16 protein-coding genes and 1 tRNA gene are annotated in these 17,903 nt (G+C 62.7%); 10 read left to right on the top strand and 7 right to left on the bottom strand.

Annotated elements, in window-relative coordinates; genetic code table 11:
* Window positions 1-31: 31 nt before the first annotated feature.
* Window positions 32-2,902: an Rne/Rng family ribonuclease gene (locus Amn_RS15040; protein ID WP_286290075.1), complete on the bottom strand. Its 2,871-nt coding sequence runs from the start codon at window positions 2,900-2,902 to the stop codon at window positions 32-34.
* Window positions 2,903-3,551: 649 nt separating this feature from the next.
* Here Amn_RS15040 and Amn_RS15035 point away from each other — a divergent pair.
* The 7 genes from Amn_RS15035 to Amn_RS15005 all read left to right on the top strand — a co-directional run bounded on the left by Amn_RS15035 (window position 3,552) and on the right by Amn_RS15005 (window position 11,233).
* Window positions 3,552-4,817 (top strand): N-acetylmuramoyl-L-alanine amidase, encoded by a 1,266-nt coding sequence (locus Amn_RS15035; RefSeq protein WP_182575680.1) that lies wholly within the window; start codon window positions 3,552-3,554, stop codon window positions 4,815-4,817.
* Window positions 4,818-5,034: 217 nt separating this feature from the next.
* Complete coding sequence (locus Amn_RS15030; RefSeq protein ID WP_067961823.1) at window positions 5,035-7,485, top strand: penicillin-binding protein 1A; 2,451 nt, start codon at window positions 5,035-5,037, stop codon at window positions 7,483-7,485.
* Between the two features lie 263 nt (window positions 7,486-7,748).
* Entirely contained in the window at window positions 7,749-8,219 is a 471-nt protein-coding gene (locus Amn_RS15025; protein WP_067966506.1) for a VOC family protein, read from the top strand.
* Between the two features lie 143 nt (window positions 8,220-8,362).
* Window positions 8,363-9,494 (top strand): peptide chain release factor 2 gene (prfB, locus tag Amn_RS15020; RefSeq protein WP_154384183.1). Its coding sequence is split into 2 segments (ribosomal slippage): window positions 8,363-8,428 and window positions 8,430-9,494, totalling 1,131 coding nucleotides; the frame shifts between segments, so codons are not numbered across the junction.
* A gap of 133 nt (window positions 9,495-9,627) precedes the next feature.
* Window positions 9,628-9,963, top strand: coding sequence for a cupin domain-containing protein (locus tag Amn_RS15015; RefSeq protein WP_286290064.1), 336 nt, complete (start codon window positions 9,628-9,630; stop codon window positions 9,961-9,963).
* 103 nt (window positions 9,964-10,066) lie between these two features.
* The gene (locus Amn_RS15010) at window positions 10,067-10,435 is read left to right on the top strand and encodes a GFA family protein (RefSeq protein WP_067961826.1); all 369 of its coding nucleotides are present in this window, start codon (window positions 10,067-10,069) and stop codon (window positions 10,433-10,435) included.
* Window positions 10,436-10,585: 150 nt separating this feature from the next.
* Window positions 10,586-11,233: a YiaD family glycine zipper/OmpA-like lipoprotein gene (locus Amn_RS15005; protein WP_067961829.1), complete on the top strand. Its 648-nt coding sequence runs from the start codon at window positions 10,586-10,588 to the stop codon at window positions 11,231-11,233.
* Between the two features lie 177 nt (window positions 11,234-11,410).
* Here Amn_RS15005 and Amn_RS15000 read toward each other — a convergent pair whose 3' ends face one another.
* From Amn_RS15000 to Amn_RS14990, 3 genes are all read right to left on the bottom strand, one after another.
* Window positions 11,411-12,952 (bottom strand): DEAD/DEAH box helicase, encoded by a 1,542-nt coding sequence (locus Amn_RS15000; RefSeq protein ID WP_067961831.1) that lies wholly within the window; start codon window positions 12,950-12,952, stop codon window positions 11,411-11,413.
* A 167-nt stretch (window positions 12,953-13,119) separates the two neighbouring features.
* A complete protein-coding gene (locus Amn_RS14995) occupies window positions 13,120-13,893 on the bottom strand; it encodes an NAD kinase (RefSeq protein ID WP_067966513.1) in 774 nt (257 codons plus the stop codon).
* A gap of 113 nt (window positions 13,894-14,006) precedes the next feature.
* A complete protein-coding gene (locus Amn_RS14990; protein ID WP_067961833.1) occupies window positions 14,007-14,423 on the bottom strand; it encodes a hypothetical protein in 417 nt (138 codons plus the stop codon).
* A 237-nt stretch (window positions 14,424-14,660) separates the two neighbouring features.
* On the opposite strand from Amn_RS14990, the gene Amn_RS14985 reads away from it, so the two are divergent.
* Window positions 14,661-15,401, top strand: a complete 741-nt coding sequence (locus Amn_RS14985) for a GGDEF domain-containing protein (RefSeq protein ID WP_067961835.1) — start codon at window positions 14,661-14,663, stop codon at window positions 15,399-15,401.
* Window positions 15,402-15,424: 23 nt separating this feature from the next.
* Here the strand turns inward: Amn_RS14985 and Amn_RS14980 are convergent, their stop codons facing one another.
* The gene (locus tag Amn_RS14980; protein WP_165915959.1) at window positions 15,425-15,592 is read right to left on the bottom strand and encodes a hypothetical protein; all 168 of its coding nucleotides are present in this window, start codon (window positions 15,590-15,592) and stop codon (window positions 15,425-15,427) included.
* 161 nt (window positions 15,593-15,753) lie between these two features.
* On the opposite strand from Amn_RS14980, the gene Amn_RS14975 reads away from it, so the two are divergent.
* A tRNA-Thr gene (locus tag Amn_RS14975) sits at window positions 15,754-15,829 on the top strand.
* Window positions 15,830-15,836: 7 nt separating this feature from the next.
* On the opposite strand, the gene Amn_RS14970 is transcribed toward Amn_RS14975, so the two are convergent.
* Window positions 15,837-16,331, bottom strand: coding sequence for a YbaK/EbsC family protein (locus tag Amn_RS14970; RefSeq protein WP_067961836.1), 495 nt, complete (start codon window positions 16,329-16,331; stop codon window positions 15,837-15,839).
* A 205-nt stretch (window positions 16,332-16,536) separates the two neighbouring features.
* Between Amn_RS14970 and Amn_RS14965 the strand changes: the two genes are divergently transcribed.
* On the top strand, window positions 16,537-16,860 hold the full coding sequence (locus tag Amn_RS14965; protein WP_286290050.1) for a BA14K family protein: 324 nt from the start codon (window positions 16,537-16,539) through the stop codon (window positions 16,858-16,860).
* Window positions 16,861-16,914: 54 nt separating this feature from the next.
* Here Amn_RS14965 and bhcR read toward each other — a convergent pair whose 3' ends face one another.
* Window positions 16,915-17,751: an HTH-type transcriptional regulator BhcR gene (gene bhcR, locus Amn_RS14960; RefSeq protein ID WP_067961840.1), complete on the bottom strand. Its 837-nt coding sequence runs from the start codon at window positions 17,749-17,751 to the stop codon at window positions 16,915-16,917.
* Window positions 17,752-17,903: the final 152 nt, after the last annotated feature.

Genomic DNA, 17,903 nt, shown 5'->3' with positions numbered 1-17,903 from the left:
CCGGGGTCTTTAATGTCGGAAAAATCGAAGATTAGAAAAAGCCCTTGCGCTGCCACCAGCCGCCTTTTTTCGGCTTGGCTTCGCCAGCGGCAGCTTCTTCGGTCTCGACGACCGAGGTGACGACAGGCGTCGCAGGCGCGATTGCAGCCGCGGCAGGGGGTTCAGTGCTGGGGGCTTCGGAGACGACCTCATCCTCGGCTGGGGCTGCGGCAGCCTTGCGACGTGGCGCACGCGGCTTTGCCGCCTTCTTTCCGGGCTTCGTTTCAGCTTCCGGCGCTGCAGCCTCGGCAACGACTTCGGCGGCGGGCGCTTCAGCGGCTGCTGCTTCGGCCTCAGCCTTCTTGGCCTTTGCCGAGCGGCGCGGCGCCTTCTTCGGCTTGGCTTCGATGACGGCCTCCGGCTCTTCAGCGGCAACCTCGACCACCGCCACTTCCGCCGTCACGACTTCGCTGGCAACGGTTTCGGCAGCGGCGCCTTCGTCGCCTGCGACCTGTTCGCTACCTTCCGCCGACTGCTCGTCGTCTTCCTTGCGGTTACGCTTACCGCCACGCTTGCCGCGACGGCGCTTCTTGGCGGCGGCATCTTCGGCAGCGCTTGCGTCGACAGCGGCGATTTCACCGGCTTCCTCGGACACAACGGCTTCAGCGGCGACGTCCTCTTCGCCATCTTCGGCTTCGTTGGCCTCGCCAGCGACGACGGCACCTTCCTGAGGAGCGCCATGCTCGCGGTCACGGTCGCGGCCGCCACGGCGACGCCGGCGCTTGCGCCGCTTGCGGTCGTGCTGCTCGCCGCCTTCGGCCGCAGCCGGCTGCGGCGCGCGGGCGGGCTGCGCCTCGACGACGACGGTCTCTGCTTCCTCTTCGACGATCTCGTCTTCGATTTCCTCTGGCTCTTCATAGGCCGGAGCTGCGACGGGCAGGGCGAAGTTTGCCGGCTTCTCGGCAATGGCACCGCGGAAGATGGCGTGGTTCTGCGAACCGACGCTGTCATCGGCCTCGAGTGTGACGGTCACACCGAAGCGGTTTTCGAGATCGACCAGCGTCGAGCGCTTGTGGTTGAGCACGTAGAGCGCGGTCGCAACCGGCGTCTTGACCGTGATGTGGCTGCGCGAGTCCTTGAGCAGGAACTCTTCGATCGCGCGCACGACCTGGAGTGCCACCGACGAGTCCGAACGGACATGACCGGTTCCGCCGCAATGCGGGCAGGGCTTCATCGTCGATTCCAGCACGCTGGCGCGGATGCGCTGGCGCGACATCTCCATCAGGCCGAAATGCGAGATGCGGCCGACCTGGATGCGGGCGCGGTCGTTCTTCAGGCAGTCCTTGAGCTTCTTTTCGACCGCACGGTTGTTGCGGTTCTCCTCCATGTCGATGAAGTCGATGACGATCAGGCCGGCGAGATCGCGCAGCCTGAGCTGGCGCGCGACTTCCTCGGCGGCTTCAAGGTTGGTGTGAAGGGCGGTTTCCTCGATCGAGTGCTCCTTGGTGGAGCGCCCGGAGTTGACGTCGATGGCAACCAGCGCTTCGGTCTGGTTGATGATGATGTAGCCGCCCGACTTCAGCGTCACCTGCGGCTGGACCATACGTTCGAGCTGCGATTCGATGCCGCTGCGTACGAAGATCGGCGTGATGTCGCGGTAAGGCTGGACGACCTTGGCATGGCTGGGCATCAGCATGCGCATGAAGTCCTTGGCCTCTCGATAGCCGTCTTCGCCGGCGACCAGAACCTCGTCGATGTCCTTGTTGTAGAGGTCGCGCACCGATCGCTTGATCAGGCTGCCCTCCTCATAGACCAGTGCCGGGGCCGTCGACTGCAGCGTCAGGCTGCGGACGTTCTCCCACAGGCGCATCAGGTACTCGTAGTCGCGCTTGATCTCGGCCTTGGTGCGGCTTTCACCTGCGGTGCGCAGGATGACGCCCATGCCCTTCGGCACTTCGAGATCGGCAACGACCTCCTTCAGACGCTTGCGGTCCTGGGCGTTGGTGATCTTGCGCGAAATGCCGCCGCCGCGTGCCGTGTTGGGCATCAGCACCGAGTAGCGGCCGGCGAGCGACAGGTAGGTCGTGAGAGCAGCGCCCTTGTTGCCGCGCTCTTCCTTGACCACCTGGACCAGCAGGATCTGGCGGCGCTTGATGACTTCCTGGATCTTGTAGTGGCGGCGAACCGGCTTGCGGCGGTTGCGCACCTCTTCGAGTGCGTCTTCGGCGCCGACCGATTCGATCTCGTGATCGTCGTGATGGGTCGAATGCACTTCCTCGATCACGCCGCCGTTTTCGTTTTCGGTGACCGTCGGCTCAGGAGCCCGCTCGGACACGACGTCGGCATCGACCGATGCGGCGATCGACGTCGGTTCGCGCTCGTCGGAACCGCCATTGCCTTCATCGCTGGACGTCTCTGTGGCGTGCTCGTCACCATTGGCGTCCGAAGCATCGCTTGCGGCGATCGAATCGCCATCGTCCTCGGAAGACGCGCTGTCGTCGTCGCCCGAACCCTCCGGCTTGTTCTCGTCGTTGCGGTCACGGTTCTTGCCGCCGCGGCGCCTGCGGCGGCCACGGTTACGATCCTGGCTCTTGCTCTCGTCGCCGTCGTTGTTTTCGTCGTCCTCGTCCTCGGCTTCTTCCGCCTCGGCGCGCAGCAGCGCCTGCCGATCGGCAACCGGAATCTGGTAATAGTCGGGATGGATTTCGCTGAAGGCGAGGAAGCCGTGACGGTTTCCGCCATACTCGACAAAGGCAGCCTGGAGAGACGGCTCAACCCGCGTTACGCGGGCGAGGTAGATGTTTCCTTTGAGCTGCTTCTTGTCCTGTGATTCGAAATCAAATTCTTCAATACGGTTACCGCGAACAACGACAACCCGTGTTTCCTCCGGGTGGGAGGCGTCTATCAGCATCTTGTTGGGCATTATTTGTCCTCCCGGCAGCCGTCAGCTGCGGCCTGCGGGAACTCGTCCGCCGCCGTGGGGTCGCTGAAATGGGGGTGCCGGATGATTTTGCGCCCGCCGGTCGCAGCCAAAACGCCATGGCGGTGCCGCCCGCTGCCGTGATGGCGCGGTTACCTGCGGACCAGTCCATGATTGCGTCTGTGGCCAATGCGTGACCTTGCGGAACCTTGTTTCAAATCGAAGCCCGGGAATCCGGACCAGCTACTTTGCTCTTACAGAGCCGGCGCGGAACGGTGCCCGGGCCGTTTTTCCAACGCAGTCGCTACCCCGCCACGGGCCGCGCCTGCGAATCTCGTCGCGATCACTGAAACTGTCTCTGTTGCGAGCCGGGCCATCGCTCGTCGCGTGGTTCCCTAGCGGAAGGCGCTGGGGGCGCGGGCCCTGGATTGCAGTGATCCAATGTCGCTTTTATGATTTGGCGAGACTGAGCGCAACCCTGATTTCCGATGCCGGCAAAGGCGGATGCGGCGACGTCGGGGGGAGCATTCCGACAAAGACTCGGTTAACCTTCTCTGGTTACCACTCGTTAATCGAGGGGCCGCCTGTTCGGCCTGCGAATGGTAACGGCGTGCAATGACTGTACGCCTGCTTTTGGAGCGGCAAGACTGAGATGGGGCCTGCGGCATTGACTGGCAAGAGCTTCCCGTTCGGGGGCACTCAGCCCGGCGGCGCGGTTCGCCGCATCGTGTTCGCGGCTTTGGCGTTCCTCACCATCTTTGCCGGCATCTTTTGCCAGCCGGTAATCGCCGCCGACACGATCAGGACGCTCGACTACAAGATGGCGGGTGACGCGACTCATATGCGCATCGTCATGAATTTCGACAAGGAACCCGAACCGAAGTGGTTCTTGCTGCGTAGCCCGCATCGACTTGTCGTTGATCTTCCTGGTGCGACGCTCGCGATCGACGCCAGGGACTTGAAGCCGCGCGGTCTCATCAAAAGCGTGCGTTATGGCGCCGCGGGCGAGGGCGCCTCGCGGTTGATCGTGACCTCGAAGGGGCCGTTCAACGTCGAGAAGGTCGACATTCTCAAGAATGAAGACGGATCGGGTTATCGCCTGGTTGCCGACATCGCCGCCGCCTCGGAGCGCGAGTTCGATGCCGCGCTGGCCATCCAGGCTGAAACGACAGGTTCGACGACACCCAAGACCGACAGGCTCGGCAAGATCGCGCATCGCGGCGACCGCCCGTTCACCATCGTGCTCGATCCTGGCCACGGCGGCATCGACGGTGGCGCCGAAGGCCTGAATGGCACTGTCGAGAAGACGGTCACGCTCGCCTTCGCCAAGGAGCTGCAGGCCAAGCTCGCCGCCAACAAGGCCTACAAGGTCGTCCTGACCCGCGAAGGTGACGAGTTTCTCCGCCTCGACGACCGTGTTCGCATCGCGCGTCAGCAGGAAGCCGACCTGTTCATTTCGATCCATGCCGACACGATCCGGCTCAAGGGTATCCGAGGTGCCACCGTCTACACCGTCTCGGACAAGGCCTCCGACGCCGACGCGCAGGCACTGGCTGATCGCGAAAACCTCTCAGACCAACTGGCTGGCGTCGATGTCGCCGAAGAAGACCACGCGGTATCCGACATTCTTGTCGATCTGATCCGGCGCGAGACGCATGGCTTTTCGACGCGTTTCGCGCGCTCGCTGGTCGGTGAGTTGTCGCCGACGGTCGGCATGATCAACAACCCGCATCGTTCGGCCGGCTTCCGGGTGCTGAAGGCGCCTGATGTGCCGTCGGTCCTCGTCGAGCTCGGCTATCTCTCCAATCCGCAGGACGAAGAGCAACTGCGCAGCGCCGACTGGCGCGAGAAGGCCGCGACGAGCATTTCCAAGGCGGTGGCAGCCTTTGTTGCCGAGCGCGGCGCAACCGGCGGCTGAGTCGACTTGCCTGGCATGCTTGCTGGCATTGCCGGCAAGCGGCGGAACGGGCATTTCTAGTGTTTTCGGCCAGAATATTTGGCGCTTGCGGGCTGTTGCCGTATTTTGTCCACAACCGCGCGACATGGGTGGCCGTTAGCGGATCGGGACAGTACCTGCGGCTTGCGATGATGGCGGGTTGGTTTAGGGAATCCCCGGACCTTGTACTGGAGCGGGCATGATTCGTCTTATCGGCTATTTCTTCGGCATCGGCACGACGCTTGCGCTCGTCGTCGCAGCTGGCGTGGCGATCTATCTCGGCCAGCTGACCAAGGAGCTTCCCGACTACGAGGTGCTCGCCAAATACGAGCCGCCGGTGACGACGCGTGTGCACGCTTCGGACGGCGCGCTGATGGGTGAATTCGCGCGTGAGCGCCGGCTCTACCTGCCGATCCAGGCCGTGCCTGATCGCGTCAAGGCGGCGTTCCTGTCGGCCGAGGACAAGAACTTCTACAATCACCCCGGCATTGACGTGACCGGCCTTGGGCGCGCCGTGCTGACCAACTTCCAGAATTTCGGTTCCGGCCGCCGCCAGGTCGGTGCGTCGACCATCACCCAGCAGGTCGCCAAGAACTTCCTCCTGAGCTCGGACCAGACCTACGAGCGCAAGATCAAGGAAATGGTGCTGGCCTTCCGCATCGAGCAGGCCTACTCGAAGGACCGCATCCTCGAACTTTACGTCAACGAGATATTCTTCGGGCTCGGTGCCTACGGCATCGCGGGTGCCGCGCTGACCTATTTCGACAAGTCGGTCAACGAGCTGACCGTCGCTGAAGCCGCCTATCTCGCCGCGCTGCCGAAGGGCCCGTCGAACTATCACCCGTTCAAATATGCCGACCGTGCCATCGAGCGCCGCAACTGGGTGGTCGACCAGATGGTCGCCAACGGCTACGTGTCGCGCGAAGAAGGCGACAAGGCCAAGGCCTCGCCGCTTGGCGTGACGCCGCGCCGGACCGGCACCTATGTCTTCGCCGGCGAATACTTCACCGAGGAAGTGCGCCGCGAGCTGATCGCGCGCTACGGCCAGGACGCGCTCTATGAAGGCGGCCTGTCTGTCCGCACCACGCTTGATCCGAAACTGCAGGCCATGGCACGCAAGGCCATGCAGTCGGGCCTGGAGAAATATGATCGCCTGCGCGGCTATCGCGGCCCGGTCAAGAGCATCGACATATCTGCTGACTGGGGCACGGCGCTCGGCGAGGTCAAGGCGCTGGACGACATTCCGGAATGGCGTCTCGCCGTGGTGCTCGACGCCACGAAGACGGGCCTCGATATCGGCTTGCAGCCCAAGCGCGAGATATCAGGCGCGCTGTCCAAGGAGCGCGAGACGAGCACCGTTTCGAAAGACGACATGAGCTTTGCCATGCGCTACGTCGCCGACGGAAAGCGCGTGAAGGCCAACTCGCCCTCCGAAGTGCTGAAGGCCGGCGACGTCATCTATGTCGAGAAGAACGAAGGCGACAGCTATGCGTTGCGCCAGGTGCCGGAGGTGTCGGGCGGCCTCGTCGCCATGGACCCGCACACCGGCCGCGTGCTCGCCATGGTCGGCGGCTTCTCCTACTCGCAGTCCGAGTTCAACCGCGCGACCCAGGCGATGCGCCAGCCAGGTTCGGCCTTCAAGCCGTTCGTCTACGCGGCAGCACTCGACAACGGTTACACGCCGGCCTCGGTGATCATGGACGGCCCGATCACCATCCAGTCGGGCAATACCAGCTGGTCGCCGAAGAACTATGACGGCAAGGCGGCTGGCCCGTCGACCCTGCGCGCCGGCATCGAGCGCTCGCGCAACCTGATGACGGTGCGCCTCGCCAATGACATGGGTATGAAGACGGTTGCCGAATACGCCGAGCGCTTCGGTGTCTACGACAAGCTGGCGCCCTATCTGCCGATGGCGCTGGGTGCGGGCGAAACCACCGTCATGCGCATGGTTTCGGCCTATGCCGTGATGGCCAATGGCGGCCGCCAGATCAAGCCGTCGCTGATCGACCGCATTCAGGACCGCTACGGCAAGACCGTGTTCAAGCATGATGAGCGCGGCTGCGAGGGATGCGTCGCCACGGAATGGGCCAATCAGCCCGAGCCGGAACTTGTCGACAATTCCGAGCAGGTGCTCGACCCGATGACCGCCTACCAGATCACCTCGATGCTGGAGGGCGTTGTCCTGCGTGGTACCGCAACGACGCTGCTGTCGCTCAATCGTCCGATCGCCGGCAAGACCGGAACGACCAACGACGAGAAGGACGCCTGGTTCGTCGGCTATACGCCGAACCTCGTTGTCGGACTGTATATGGGCTATGACAAGCCGCAGGGGCTCGGCAAGGGCACCACGGGTGGCGGCCTTGCCGCGCCGGTGTTCAAGGATTTCATGACGACGGCACTCGACGGCACGCCCAAGAGCGACTTCGTCGTTCCAGCCGGCATGAAGCTGATCTCGATCGATCGCAAGACCGGCATGCAGGCAGCCGAGGGCGCGCCGGGCACCATCATGGAGGCCTTCAAGCCGGGCACCGGACCTGCCGACAGCTACTGGGTCATCGGCATGGGCGAAGACGGCACCAATGGCTACGGCGAAGCGCTGTCGCCGCAGGCCAGCAAGGCCATCAGCGAAGGCGGCGGCGGCCTCTATTAGGCACCGATCGGCCGGCATCAGCTGGCACATCGAAGGGAACCGACAAATGCGCGTGGCTTGGCCGCGCGCATTTTGTTTGTAGCCTCGCTTGATAATATCCAAATAGTTATATATCCTTTTAGTTATAGAATGCTGTTCGAGCCTGATGTCATGCGGGAACGCGAGCGGTCCGAAGCCCTGCCGGAACCTGCTCTGTCGAGGTGTCGGACGCGACAGCCGGCAGGAAACGGCGAGACAATTGCAAATTCAGTGAGGAGAAGATGATGCAGAAGATCAGCCCGTTCCTGTGGTTCGACAACCAGGCTGAAGAGGCGGTGACGTTCTACACGTCGGTTTTCCGCAACTCCAAAGTCGGCAAGATGACCCGCTATGGCGAGGCTGGTCCCGGGCCTGCCGGCAGTGTCATGGTGGCCGAGTTCGAGCTCGAAGGACTGCAGTTCACCGCGCTGAACGGCGGTCCGATGTTCAAGTTCACCGAAGCGATCTCGATGAGCATCGACTGCAAGGACCAGGCCGAGGTCGACCATTTCTGGCACAAGCTGTCCGAGGGCGGCCAGCCGGGTCAGTGTGGCTGGTTGAAGGACAAATTCGGGCTTTCGTGGCAGGTCATCCCCGAGGCATTGCCGCGCCTGCTGGGCGACCCCGATGGCGCCAGGGCTGCCAGGGTCATGCAGGCGATGCTGCAAATGACCAAGATCGACGTCGCCAGGCTTGAAGCGGCCTATGCCGGCTAGGTGATCGACGCAGTGACATGGCGGATGGGCAGAGCTGAAGGCGCCTGCCCATTTTGCTTTACAGGGGACGACCTCATCCCTATGTTCCGCGCGGATTCAACAGCCGCCTTCGGGCGCGAAACAAGCAAAAAGAAGCAATCTCCATGCGCGCGGAAACGCAGAACATTGTCGACGAAATCAGGCAGGCGATAACCCTGCTGAGGAGGCATCTTTGACTGGGATCAAGCGGTAAAACGACTTGATTACCTGAACATGCGGGCAGAGGACGGCAACCTCTGGAACGACCCGCAGGAAGCCCAGAAGCTGATGCGCGAGCGCCAGTCGCTCGACGACAACATCAAGGCCATCAAGGGCCTGAGCCAGGCGCTGGACGACAATATCGGCCTGATCGAGATGGGCGAGGAAGAAGGCGACGCTGACATCATCAGCGAAGCGGAAACCGCCATCCGTTCGCTGGCCGGCGAGATCCGGGCGCGCCAGATCGAGTCGCTGCTGTCGGGCGAAGCTGACCAGAACGACACCTATCTCGAAGTGCACGCTGGTGCCGGCGGCACCGAGAGCCAGGACTGGGCCAACATGCTCTTGCGCATGTACACGCGCTGGGCAGAACGTCGCCGGTTCAAGGTCGAGGTACTGGAAGTCCATGACGGCGAAGAGGCCGGCATCAAGTCTGCCACGCTGCTGATCAAGGGCCACAACGCCTATGGCTGGCTGAAGACGGAATCGGGCGTCCACCGCCTGGTCCGCATTTCGCCCTATGACAGCAATGCGCGCCGCCACACTTCGTTCTCGAGCATCTGGGTCTACCCGGTGGTCGACGATTCGATCGAGATCGACGTCTCGGAATCGGATGTGCGCATCGACACCTACCGTTCGTCGGGCGCCGGCGGCCAGCACGTCAACACCACCGACTCGGCGGTGCGCATCACACACATCGCCACCGGCATCGCTGTTGCCTGCCAGGCCGAACGTTCGCAGCACAAGAACAAGGCCAAGGCCTGGGAAATGTTGCGCTCGCGCCTCTATGAGGAAGAGCTGAAGAAGCGCGAAGCCATCGCCAACGCGACGGAATCGGCCAAGACCGACATCGGCTGGGGTCACCAGATCCGCTCCTACGTGCTCCAGCCTTATCAGCTGGTGAAGGATCTGCGCACCGGCGTCGAAAGCACCAGCCCGTCCGACGTCCTCGACGGCGACCTCGACGACTTCATGGAAGCGTCGCTGTCGCAGCGCATCGAAGGCGGGGCAGGGCAGGCGGTTGCCGATCTGGACTAGCCCTTTCCGGCATCACCCGGTCATCGCTAAAGCGTGATGACCGGGTCGTCGGTCGACGGAACATTTCAGGTAGGATTTCGTTAAGCGTGCGGGAGCAGGATTCGCTTGGGAGGTAATCTCAGGGGATGACGCCATGCGTCCAGAAAACCTCCGCCTGCGCCGATACATCCTTGCACTGTCCACGCTCGCGCTGATTTCGCTCAGCACGCCGCTCGCTCTATCCCACGACGCGCCGAAAGGCTGGACTTATCCCTTCGCTTGCTGTTCCGGCTACGACTGCCGTGAGGTGCCGAAGCAGGCGATAAGCGAGCGGCCACAAGGCTATGTCATCGAGGGCACTGGCGAGGTGGTGACCTACCAGGATGCACGGATCCACGAATCGCCTGATGGCCGATATCATTGGTGCTCCGTCGCGGGTGCCGATGACAGCAAGACCCTCTGCCTGTTCGTGCCGCCGAAGTCCTACTGACAATCCTGACAGCCGTTCTGCTGACACCAGCGTGTCAGCAGCGTCTCGCTATGGTGCGCCGTCGCAGGAAAGCGACCCAAAACGACATGCGAGGAAGACCAGGATGGTGATCAAAGGCAGCTGTCACTGCAAGGCGACCATGTTTGAGGTAACGGAGGTGCCAGAGACGGTGACCTTCTGCACCTGCACGTTCTGCTCCAAGCGCGGCGCACTCTGGGCCTATTACACGCCCGCCCAGTTCAAGCTCGTCAGTCCGCCGGAAAACGTTGCTTTCTACGCGCGCGGAGAGAATGTGGTGAAGCATGGCTTCTGCGCCGTCTGCGGTTGCGGCACCTTCACCGAGACACCCGACTGGTCGACCGGCGAAGCTGATTTCGACAACCCCAAGGTCAGCGTCAATGCACGCCTCTTCGATGACTTCGACCTCGACAAGATCGAAGTCGTGATGGTCGACGGCAAGAACCTCTGGTAGCCGACTAGATTGTCGTGCGGGCAGGCCGGAGTTTGCCCATTTGTCACTGCTTCCGTTCCGTTTTTCGCCGTATTTCATGCTACAAGGCCGGTGAAGGGCTTTGCGCGGAACGCCCGATGCGTTTCGCGGTACGGAGAGGGACATATCCTGATGAAGAAGACAGTGATTTTCGCGCTGGCTGGCAGCATGCTCGTCGGTGCGTGCACGACCGATCCTTATACCGGTCAGCAGAAGGTTTCGAACGCCGCTGCAGGCGCTGGTATCGGCGCACTCGCCGGCGCCGGCCTTGGTCTGCTCGCCGGCGGCAATGACCGCCGCAACGCGCTGATCGGCGCTGGTGTCGGCGCTCTCGCCGGTGGTCTCGCCGGCGGCTATATGGACCGGCAGGAGTCCGAGCTGCGTGCCCAGCTGCAGGGCAGCGGCGTCAGCGTCACCCGCGCCGGCGACCAGATCATCCTGAACATGCCGTCGAACATCACCTTTGCCACCGACCAGGACGCGGTGAAGGCCGGCTTCTACAACACGCTGAACTCGGTGGCGCTGGTGCTCAAGAAGTTCAACCAGACCACCGTCGACGTGTTCGGTCACACCGATTCGACCGGCGGCGACCAGCACAATTTCGACCTGTCACAGCGTCGCGCGTTGTCGGTCGCCAACTACCTTGGTGCCCAGGGCGTCGATTCCAGGCGCTTTGCCGTTACCGGTTTTGGTGCGACTCGCCCAATTGCGTCCAACGCGACTTCGGAAGGCCGCGCGCAAAACCGCCGCGTCGAGATTCAGTTGTCGCCGCTCACCTGAGCTGCAGACCGGAAAACTCATGAAGGAGACGGCCCCTTGCGGGGCCGTTTTTCATTGAGCGCCGGTGCGAAAAACATGGCGCGCTGACGAAGCCGTCTCGACTGAACGACATCAGGATGGGTGTAGCAGCAAAAGAAAATGGCCCCGTTGGGGCCATTTTCTGGAGCGTCATGTCGCTCAGATGTTTGTCGCGATGAGCATGAAGGCTGGCATGTCGTCGCCGAAGCCGACAGTGCGGTCGTCTTCTTCCTCGCGCTGATGGCGGCGATTGCCACGATGATCGTCGCGTCGCGGCCGGTCCTCGTGCTCGCGGTGTTTGCGATCGGCATTGCCGTTCCTGATCGCTTCCTTGCGTTCACGGCGCTCGTTGATGTCGGCAACGACGTTGTCTGCAGGCGCTTCGGCTGCCACGATGGCGGCAGCCTCGACAACCGGTGCCTCGTCACGCGGCCTGCGGTCGCGCTCGCGGCCTGGCTTGTCCTTGCCGCCGGCGCGACGTGGCGCGCCACGGCCGCGGCGCGGAGCCTCGTCGTCGCCTTCGCTGGCAACGACAGTCGACAGGTCACCGTCGTGCCATTCGATCTTGTTGCCGATCAGTTTTTCGATGGCGTCGACATATTTGGTGTCGGAACGCGTCGCGATGGTGAACGACTTGCCCGAGCGTCCGGCGCGACCGGTACGGCCGATCCGGTGGACGTAGTCCTCTGCATGGATCGGCACGTCGTAATTGAAGACGTGGCTGACATCAGGGATGTCGAGGCCGCGCGCGGCAACGTCCGACGCTACGAGAAGGCGCAGTTTGCCGTCGCGGAAATTGGACAGCATGGTCATGCGCGCTCGCTGGTCCATGTCGCCATGCAGCGCGCCGGCATCGAAGTCGTGCTTGACCAGCGAGCGGAACAATTCCGAGACATCGACCTTGCGGTTGCAGAAGATGATCGCGTTCTTGATCTCGTCGCCTTCCGCCTTGATCAGGCGGCGCAGGGTCTCGCGCTTGTCCCAGGGCTTGGGGCCGGATTTGGCAAGGCGCTGGGTGATGTTGACGGCGGTAGAGGCCGCCTTGGCAACCTCGACACGCACCGGCGCATGCAGGAACTGCTCGGTGAGCTTGGTGATTTCAGGCGGCATCGTCGCCGAGAAGAACAGCGTCTGGCGCGTGAACGGGATCAGCTTGCAGATGCGCTCGATGTCGGGGATGAAGCCCATGTCGAGCATGCGGTCGGCCTCGTCGATGACGAGAATCTCGACGCCGGTCAGCAGCAGCTTGCCGCGCTCGAAATGGTCGAGCATGCGGCCGGGCGTGGCGATCAGGACGTCGGCGCCGCGCTCGAGCTTCTTTTCCTGCTCGTCGAACGACACGCCGCCGATCAGCAGCGCGATGTTCAGCCGGTGGTTCTTGCCGTACTTGACGAAGTTCTCCTCGACCTGCGCCGCGAGTTCACGCGTCGGCTCAAGGATCAGAGTGCGTGGCATGCGCGCACGGGCGCGGCCCTTTTCGAGGCGCGTCAGCATCGGCAGCACGAACGAAGCCGTCTTGCCGGTGCCTGTCTGGGCGATGCCGAGAACGTCCTTGCCCTGCAGCGCGTGCGGAATCGCGCCTGCCTGGATCGGCGTGGGCTGAGTGTAGCCCGCGTCGGTGACTGCGGAAAGGACCTTCGGCGAAAGGCCGAGGTCTGCGAAGGTCAACGCTTCTGGAGCGGTCTGAGTGTCTTCGGACAAGTGTGTTGGCTGTCTTTGCTCGTTCAAGGGCGCGGCACGCTGGCCACGACAGGCGCAAACCGCCTGCAATATGCCGCAACGCGATAGGCGTAAGTGCGCGATTTGTCAACTCAAACTGGCACACACGTGGCGATTGCAGCTGAATACTTCCAGCTGTGGCCCAATGGTCAGTATTTGAATTGCTCGGCCAGGATGCGTTCGCTCCAGGAATGGCCCGGGTCGAACAGCAGCGTCGCGGTGTGCACAGCGGATTCCCGAACTTCCACTGAAACCACAGACTTGACCTCGGTATGGTCGGCAACTGCGTTCACCGGCCGCTTTTGCTCTTCCAGAATGTCGAAGCGAACAACCGCCGTCTTGGGCAGCAACGCACCGCGCCAGCGCCTGGGTCGGAACGGGCTGACCGGGGTCAGGGCCAGCAGCGGTGCATCGAGCGGCAGGATAGGGCCGTGGGCCGACAGATTGTAGGCAGTGGACCCTGCCGGCGTCGCCACCATGACGCCGTCGCAAATCAACTCGTCCAGCCTGACCTTGCCGTCGACCGAAATGCGCAGCCGGGCTGCCTGGTAGGATTGGCGCAGCAGCGAAACCTCGTTGATCGCCAGCGCTTCCCTTGACGTGCCGGTGTCGTCGACGGTCATCATTTCCAGCGGCCGGATGGTTTCGGGCACCGCAGCCGCAAGGCGCTCGGGCAGGGCGCCTTCGCGGTACTCGTTCATCAGGAAGCCGACCGTGCCGCGGTTCATGCCGTAGACACGCTTGCCGGTACTCATCGTCTCGCGCAGTGTCTGGAGCAGAAACCCGTCGCCGCCCAATGCGACGACAATATCTGCCCGGTCATGAGGTATCTGGCCATAGCGCTGGGCGAGCCGCTTGGCCGCGGCATCCGCCTCCGCGGTGCCTGACGATGCAAACGAAAATGTCAGCGACTTGGCGTCCATGTGCTCCCTGGCGGCGGTCCGAACGCCGATGCCGGCCGCCGGCAACGGGGTAGCACGCTGATTTGCCAAAGCAAAGGGAGCTAGCCGGCCTGCGCCAGCCTGGCGCTGGCTGCTCAACCGCCGGCCGAGCGGATGATCGAGCACATGCCGGTGCGGACAACGTCGTTGGTGGTCACCTGGCCCGGCTGGATGTCGAACACGGCGTTGACCAGGGTGCCGCCGCCCTGGCTTCGAGCCACAACACGCAATGTCTGCAGCCGGCCGCTGCCCGAAGTGTCTTGATAGGCGTCGATCGCCCCGAGTTCCTTGTTGACCGTGATGCCGGAGAAGCCCTCGGCGGCGATTGCCTGGGCGAGGCGCTTCAGGGCCTGCGCCTGTTTGACCTTGGGAAACGACTGCGAGCTTTTGAAGGAAACCGCCGTAACCAGCGGAATGCCGCTGACCTTGAAGTTCTTTTCGCATGTCTGTGCCTGAGCTACGGAAACGGTGATCGCCGCCAGGGCAGAGGCGACCAAGACTTGCTTTAGCATTTGCTACTCCATGGACGGGGATTCGATGTCGTTCGGGCCTACATTCCGCCTTCGGCCTCGGGAAGGTCAAGTATCCGCCTCGACAAAGACTGTGCCGGAGGCAGGCGTACATTTCCACGGGGCTCACACCACTTACGCATTCCGTCAGCGAGATACATCCATGGCCGGATCGCAAAGCGTTAAGCTTCGCTCGCTATCCAGCTCTGCATTCGGACCCGGACATGGAAGGGGATCGTCGTGTGGAAGATCACGTTCAAGGCCAGCCTGGTCACCATCGCCGTCATCCTCGTGACCCAGGTCGTTTCGTTTTCGATCCGTCATTCAGCCGGCCAGTCCTTCACGGCGTTCGTCTTTGCTATGAATTCGATCCTGCCGGTGCTGACGGCGTTTCCTGCGGCATTCCTGATCTTCTGGCAGAACGAGAAACTCAGCCGTGCGCTTGCCGAACTGTCGCAAGCCCACATGCAGTTGAAGGCAAAAGCAACGCACGACCACATGACCGGGCTGCTGAATCGCGAGGCATTTTTCGAGAAATCGAAACAAGCCAGACGCAAATGCGATTCCGGCGCGCTGCTTCTGATCGACGCCGACAATTTCAAGAGCATCAACGACACCTTTGGCCACCTCGTCGGCGACGAGGCGCTCAAGCTGATCTCGAAGGCGCTACGTTCGGCGATCCGCGAAAACGACCTGGTCGGGCGTGTCGGCGGTGAGGAGTTCTGCGCCTTCCTGCCAACCACAGGTCCGGATGAGGCGGCCGCTGTCGCCGAGCGGATCCGCGTCGAGGTCGAGCGGCTTGCATTCTATCCGGTGGAAGGCCGCCCGCATCGCCTGACGGTCAGCATCGGTGCGGTCGTATCCGCTGGGCAGCAACCAACATCGCAGCTCATGCGCCTTGCCGACCGCTGCCTCTATGAGGCCAAGGAACAGGGGCGCAATCGTGTGGTGTTTGCCAGTCCGGTGGTGCCGGTTGTCTGAGGCCGTCTTGCGGGGGGCCAGGGTCAGCCGATGCCGGTGACATAGTGCAGGTAGATGGCGAGCACGATAAAGCCGATGATCGTGGCGATTCCGGTCCAGTCGACCCGCGCCTCTTTCATCTGGCGGAAAAGCTTGAGCAAAAGCAGCCACGCGACAATCACCACCACGGCAATAATCACGAACCTGATCATCCATCACCTCCAGCGCCGGCGTTCATGCTGCCTGCGATCTGGATATAGTGGGCGCGAGGCTTCAGTTTTAGGGCGCGGGGCCTGTGCGCATCTGGGGATGCCGCGCGGCTCGCCCGAAATTGTCTTTACTGGACCGCAAAATATGCTAACCGGGGCGAATTGCCCTTGTAGCTCAGCTGGTAGAGCAGCGGTTTTGTAAACCGAAGGTCGCGGGTTCGATTCCTGCCGGGGGCACCAGTTCTTCTTACTCAGCAGCTTCCGCATCCGTCTTGGCGACGGCGTCCTGGCAGATGTCGCACCATTCGGCGCTGACGAGCGTTGCCATGCGCTCGACGCCGATTCGCACTGCGGCGTTGGTGGCGCCGGCCGCCGGCACGACTTCGTCATAGGCACGCAGCGATACGTCGCAATAGATCTTGAGCGGTGTTGCCAGGCCGAACGGGCAGACGCCTCCGACGGGATGTCCGGTCAATTCCGCCACCTGCTCGACGTCCAGCATGCGCGGCTTGGCGCCAAAGGCGTCGCGGCATTTGCGGTTGTCGATGCGTGCATCGCCGCGCGCGACGACAAGGACCACCCGCTCGCCGACGCGCATGCAGATGGTCTTGGCAATCTGGGCGGGCTCGACGCCGTGCGCCTCGGCCGCCAGCGCCACGGTTGCCGAGCTTGTCTGTGTCTCGATGACGTCGATGTCAGGGGCGTTTTCGGCGAAGAAGGCTTTCACGGATTGCAGGCTCATGATCGTTCCAGCGCTGGTCATTGCGAATGAGGTGACTTCAGCCGTTGTCACGCCGCTGTCAAGTTAAGGCGATGGCTGACGCGGATCGGCGTTTTGACCTATCCGCAAAAAAGATTCTCGGGGGTCGTGAACCTTTTGGGTGCTGGCCACGACTGACTGGCATGAGGCGGAGAAACGCCTCCCAGATCAACCGAAGGAGAGCACCATGTCTTTCAAGAGCAAGATGGTTTCGGGCCTTATCGCAGCCACCGTCGTCGCAACCGGCCTCATCGGCACCGTCCAGCAGTCGTCTGCCGGTGGCCTGACCCGCGCCGAGGCTGCAGCCCTTGCCGGCGCCGGCGGTTTCATCGCCGGGGCGATCATTGCCGGCGGCCACCGCCCGGCGCCTGGACCCTATTACGACGCCTATTACCCGGTCGACCCTTACGACAGCCACGTCCAACGCTGCTTCGCGCGCTACCGCAGCTACGATCCGCGCACCGACACCTATGTCGGCTATGACGGCCGCCTGCGCTACTGCCGCCTGTAGTCGGAACCAGATTGCATTGTGGGAGAGGGGCAACCCTTCTCCCACCAGGCGCTTTCAGAGACCCGGCACCGTGCCTTCGGGCGAGCCGCCGATCATCCTGGTCAGTTCTGCTGCGGCGTCGCGGACGATCGGGCCGATTTCGCCGAGACGTTCCGAGGTCACGCGCACCGTCGGCCCGGAAACCGAAACGCCGCCAATGGGTTCGCCGAATTCGTTGAACACCGCGGCAGCGATGCAGCGCATGCCGGGATAACGTTCTTCGTCGTCGACAGACCAGCCGCGGCTGCGGATCTTCTCGAGATCGCGGGCAAGCAGCGCCGGTTCAGACAGTGTCCTTTCCGTATAGGCGTCGAGCCCGGCCTTGCGCACGATGGCATTGACCCGCTCGCGGTCGAGATGGGCAAGCACTGCCTTGCCGATGCCCGAGGCATGGAAGGGGCTGCGCGTGCCCGGCCGGAAGAAGGCGCGGATCGCCTGATGTGTCTCGACCTGGCTGACGAAGACCACGCAATCGTCTTCGGCGACGCCGAGATTGGCGGTTTCCCCGGTTTTTTCCATGAGCTCCTGCATCACCGCGCGTGCGCGGTCTACGAGCTTGCGCCGGCGCAGGAAGGCTGCCCCCATACGATAGGTCTCGACCCCGATCGACCACAACTGGCCGTCGCTGTCGAATTCGACCATGCCATGGTTCTGCAAGGTGGTCAGCATGCGATAGGCGGTCGCGGCGGCAAGGTCGGACGCAGCCGAAATCTCGCTCAGCGACAGGCCGTCACCGTGTGCGACGATGGCGAGGATGCGCAACGCCCGGTCGAGCGACTGCACTGATCCTGCGTCCGATGCCGGTTGGAATGCGCGGGGCCGTCCGCGCTGTCGTTTTTCCATCGTTGCCATTGCGTCACTCCAGTTGCTTTTAAAAAACTTTTTCATCCATATTGGCGAGCGATGCAACGAAAAATGAAAATCGAAGCAAAATCACATGGTAAGCGCTGACTTCAATGAATGAAAAAATATTTTGAAAAAATTGCAAAATGCGGTCGTCGATG

Origin of the sequence: Aminobacter sp. Y103A (assembly GCF_030294925.1) — a bacterium.
In the GTDB taxonomy this organism is placed as follows: Bacteria; Pseudomonadota; Alphaproteobacteria; order Rhizobiales; family Rhizobiaceae; genus Aminobacter; species Aminobacter ciceronei.
Note: the sequence above shows the minus strand (reverse complement) of the source record. Positions and strands in the feature narration are given on the sequence as shown.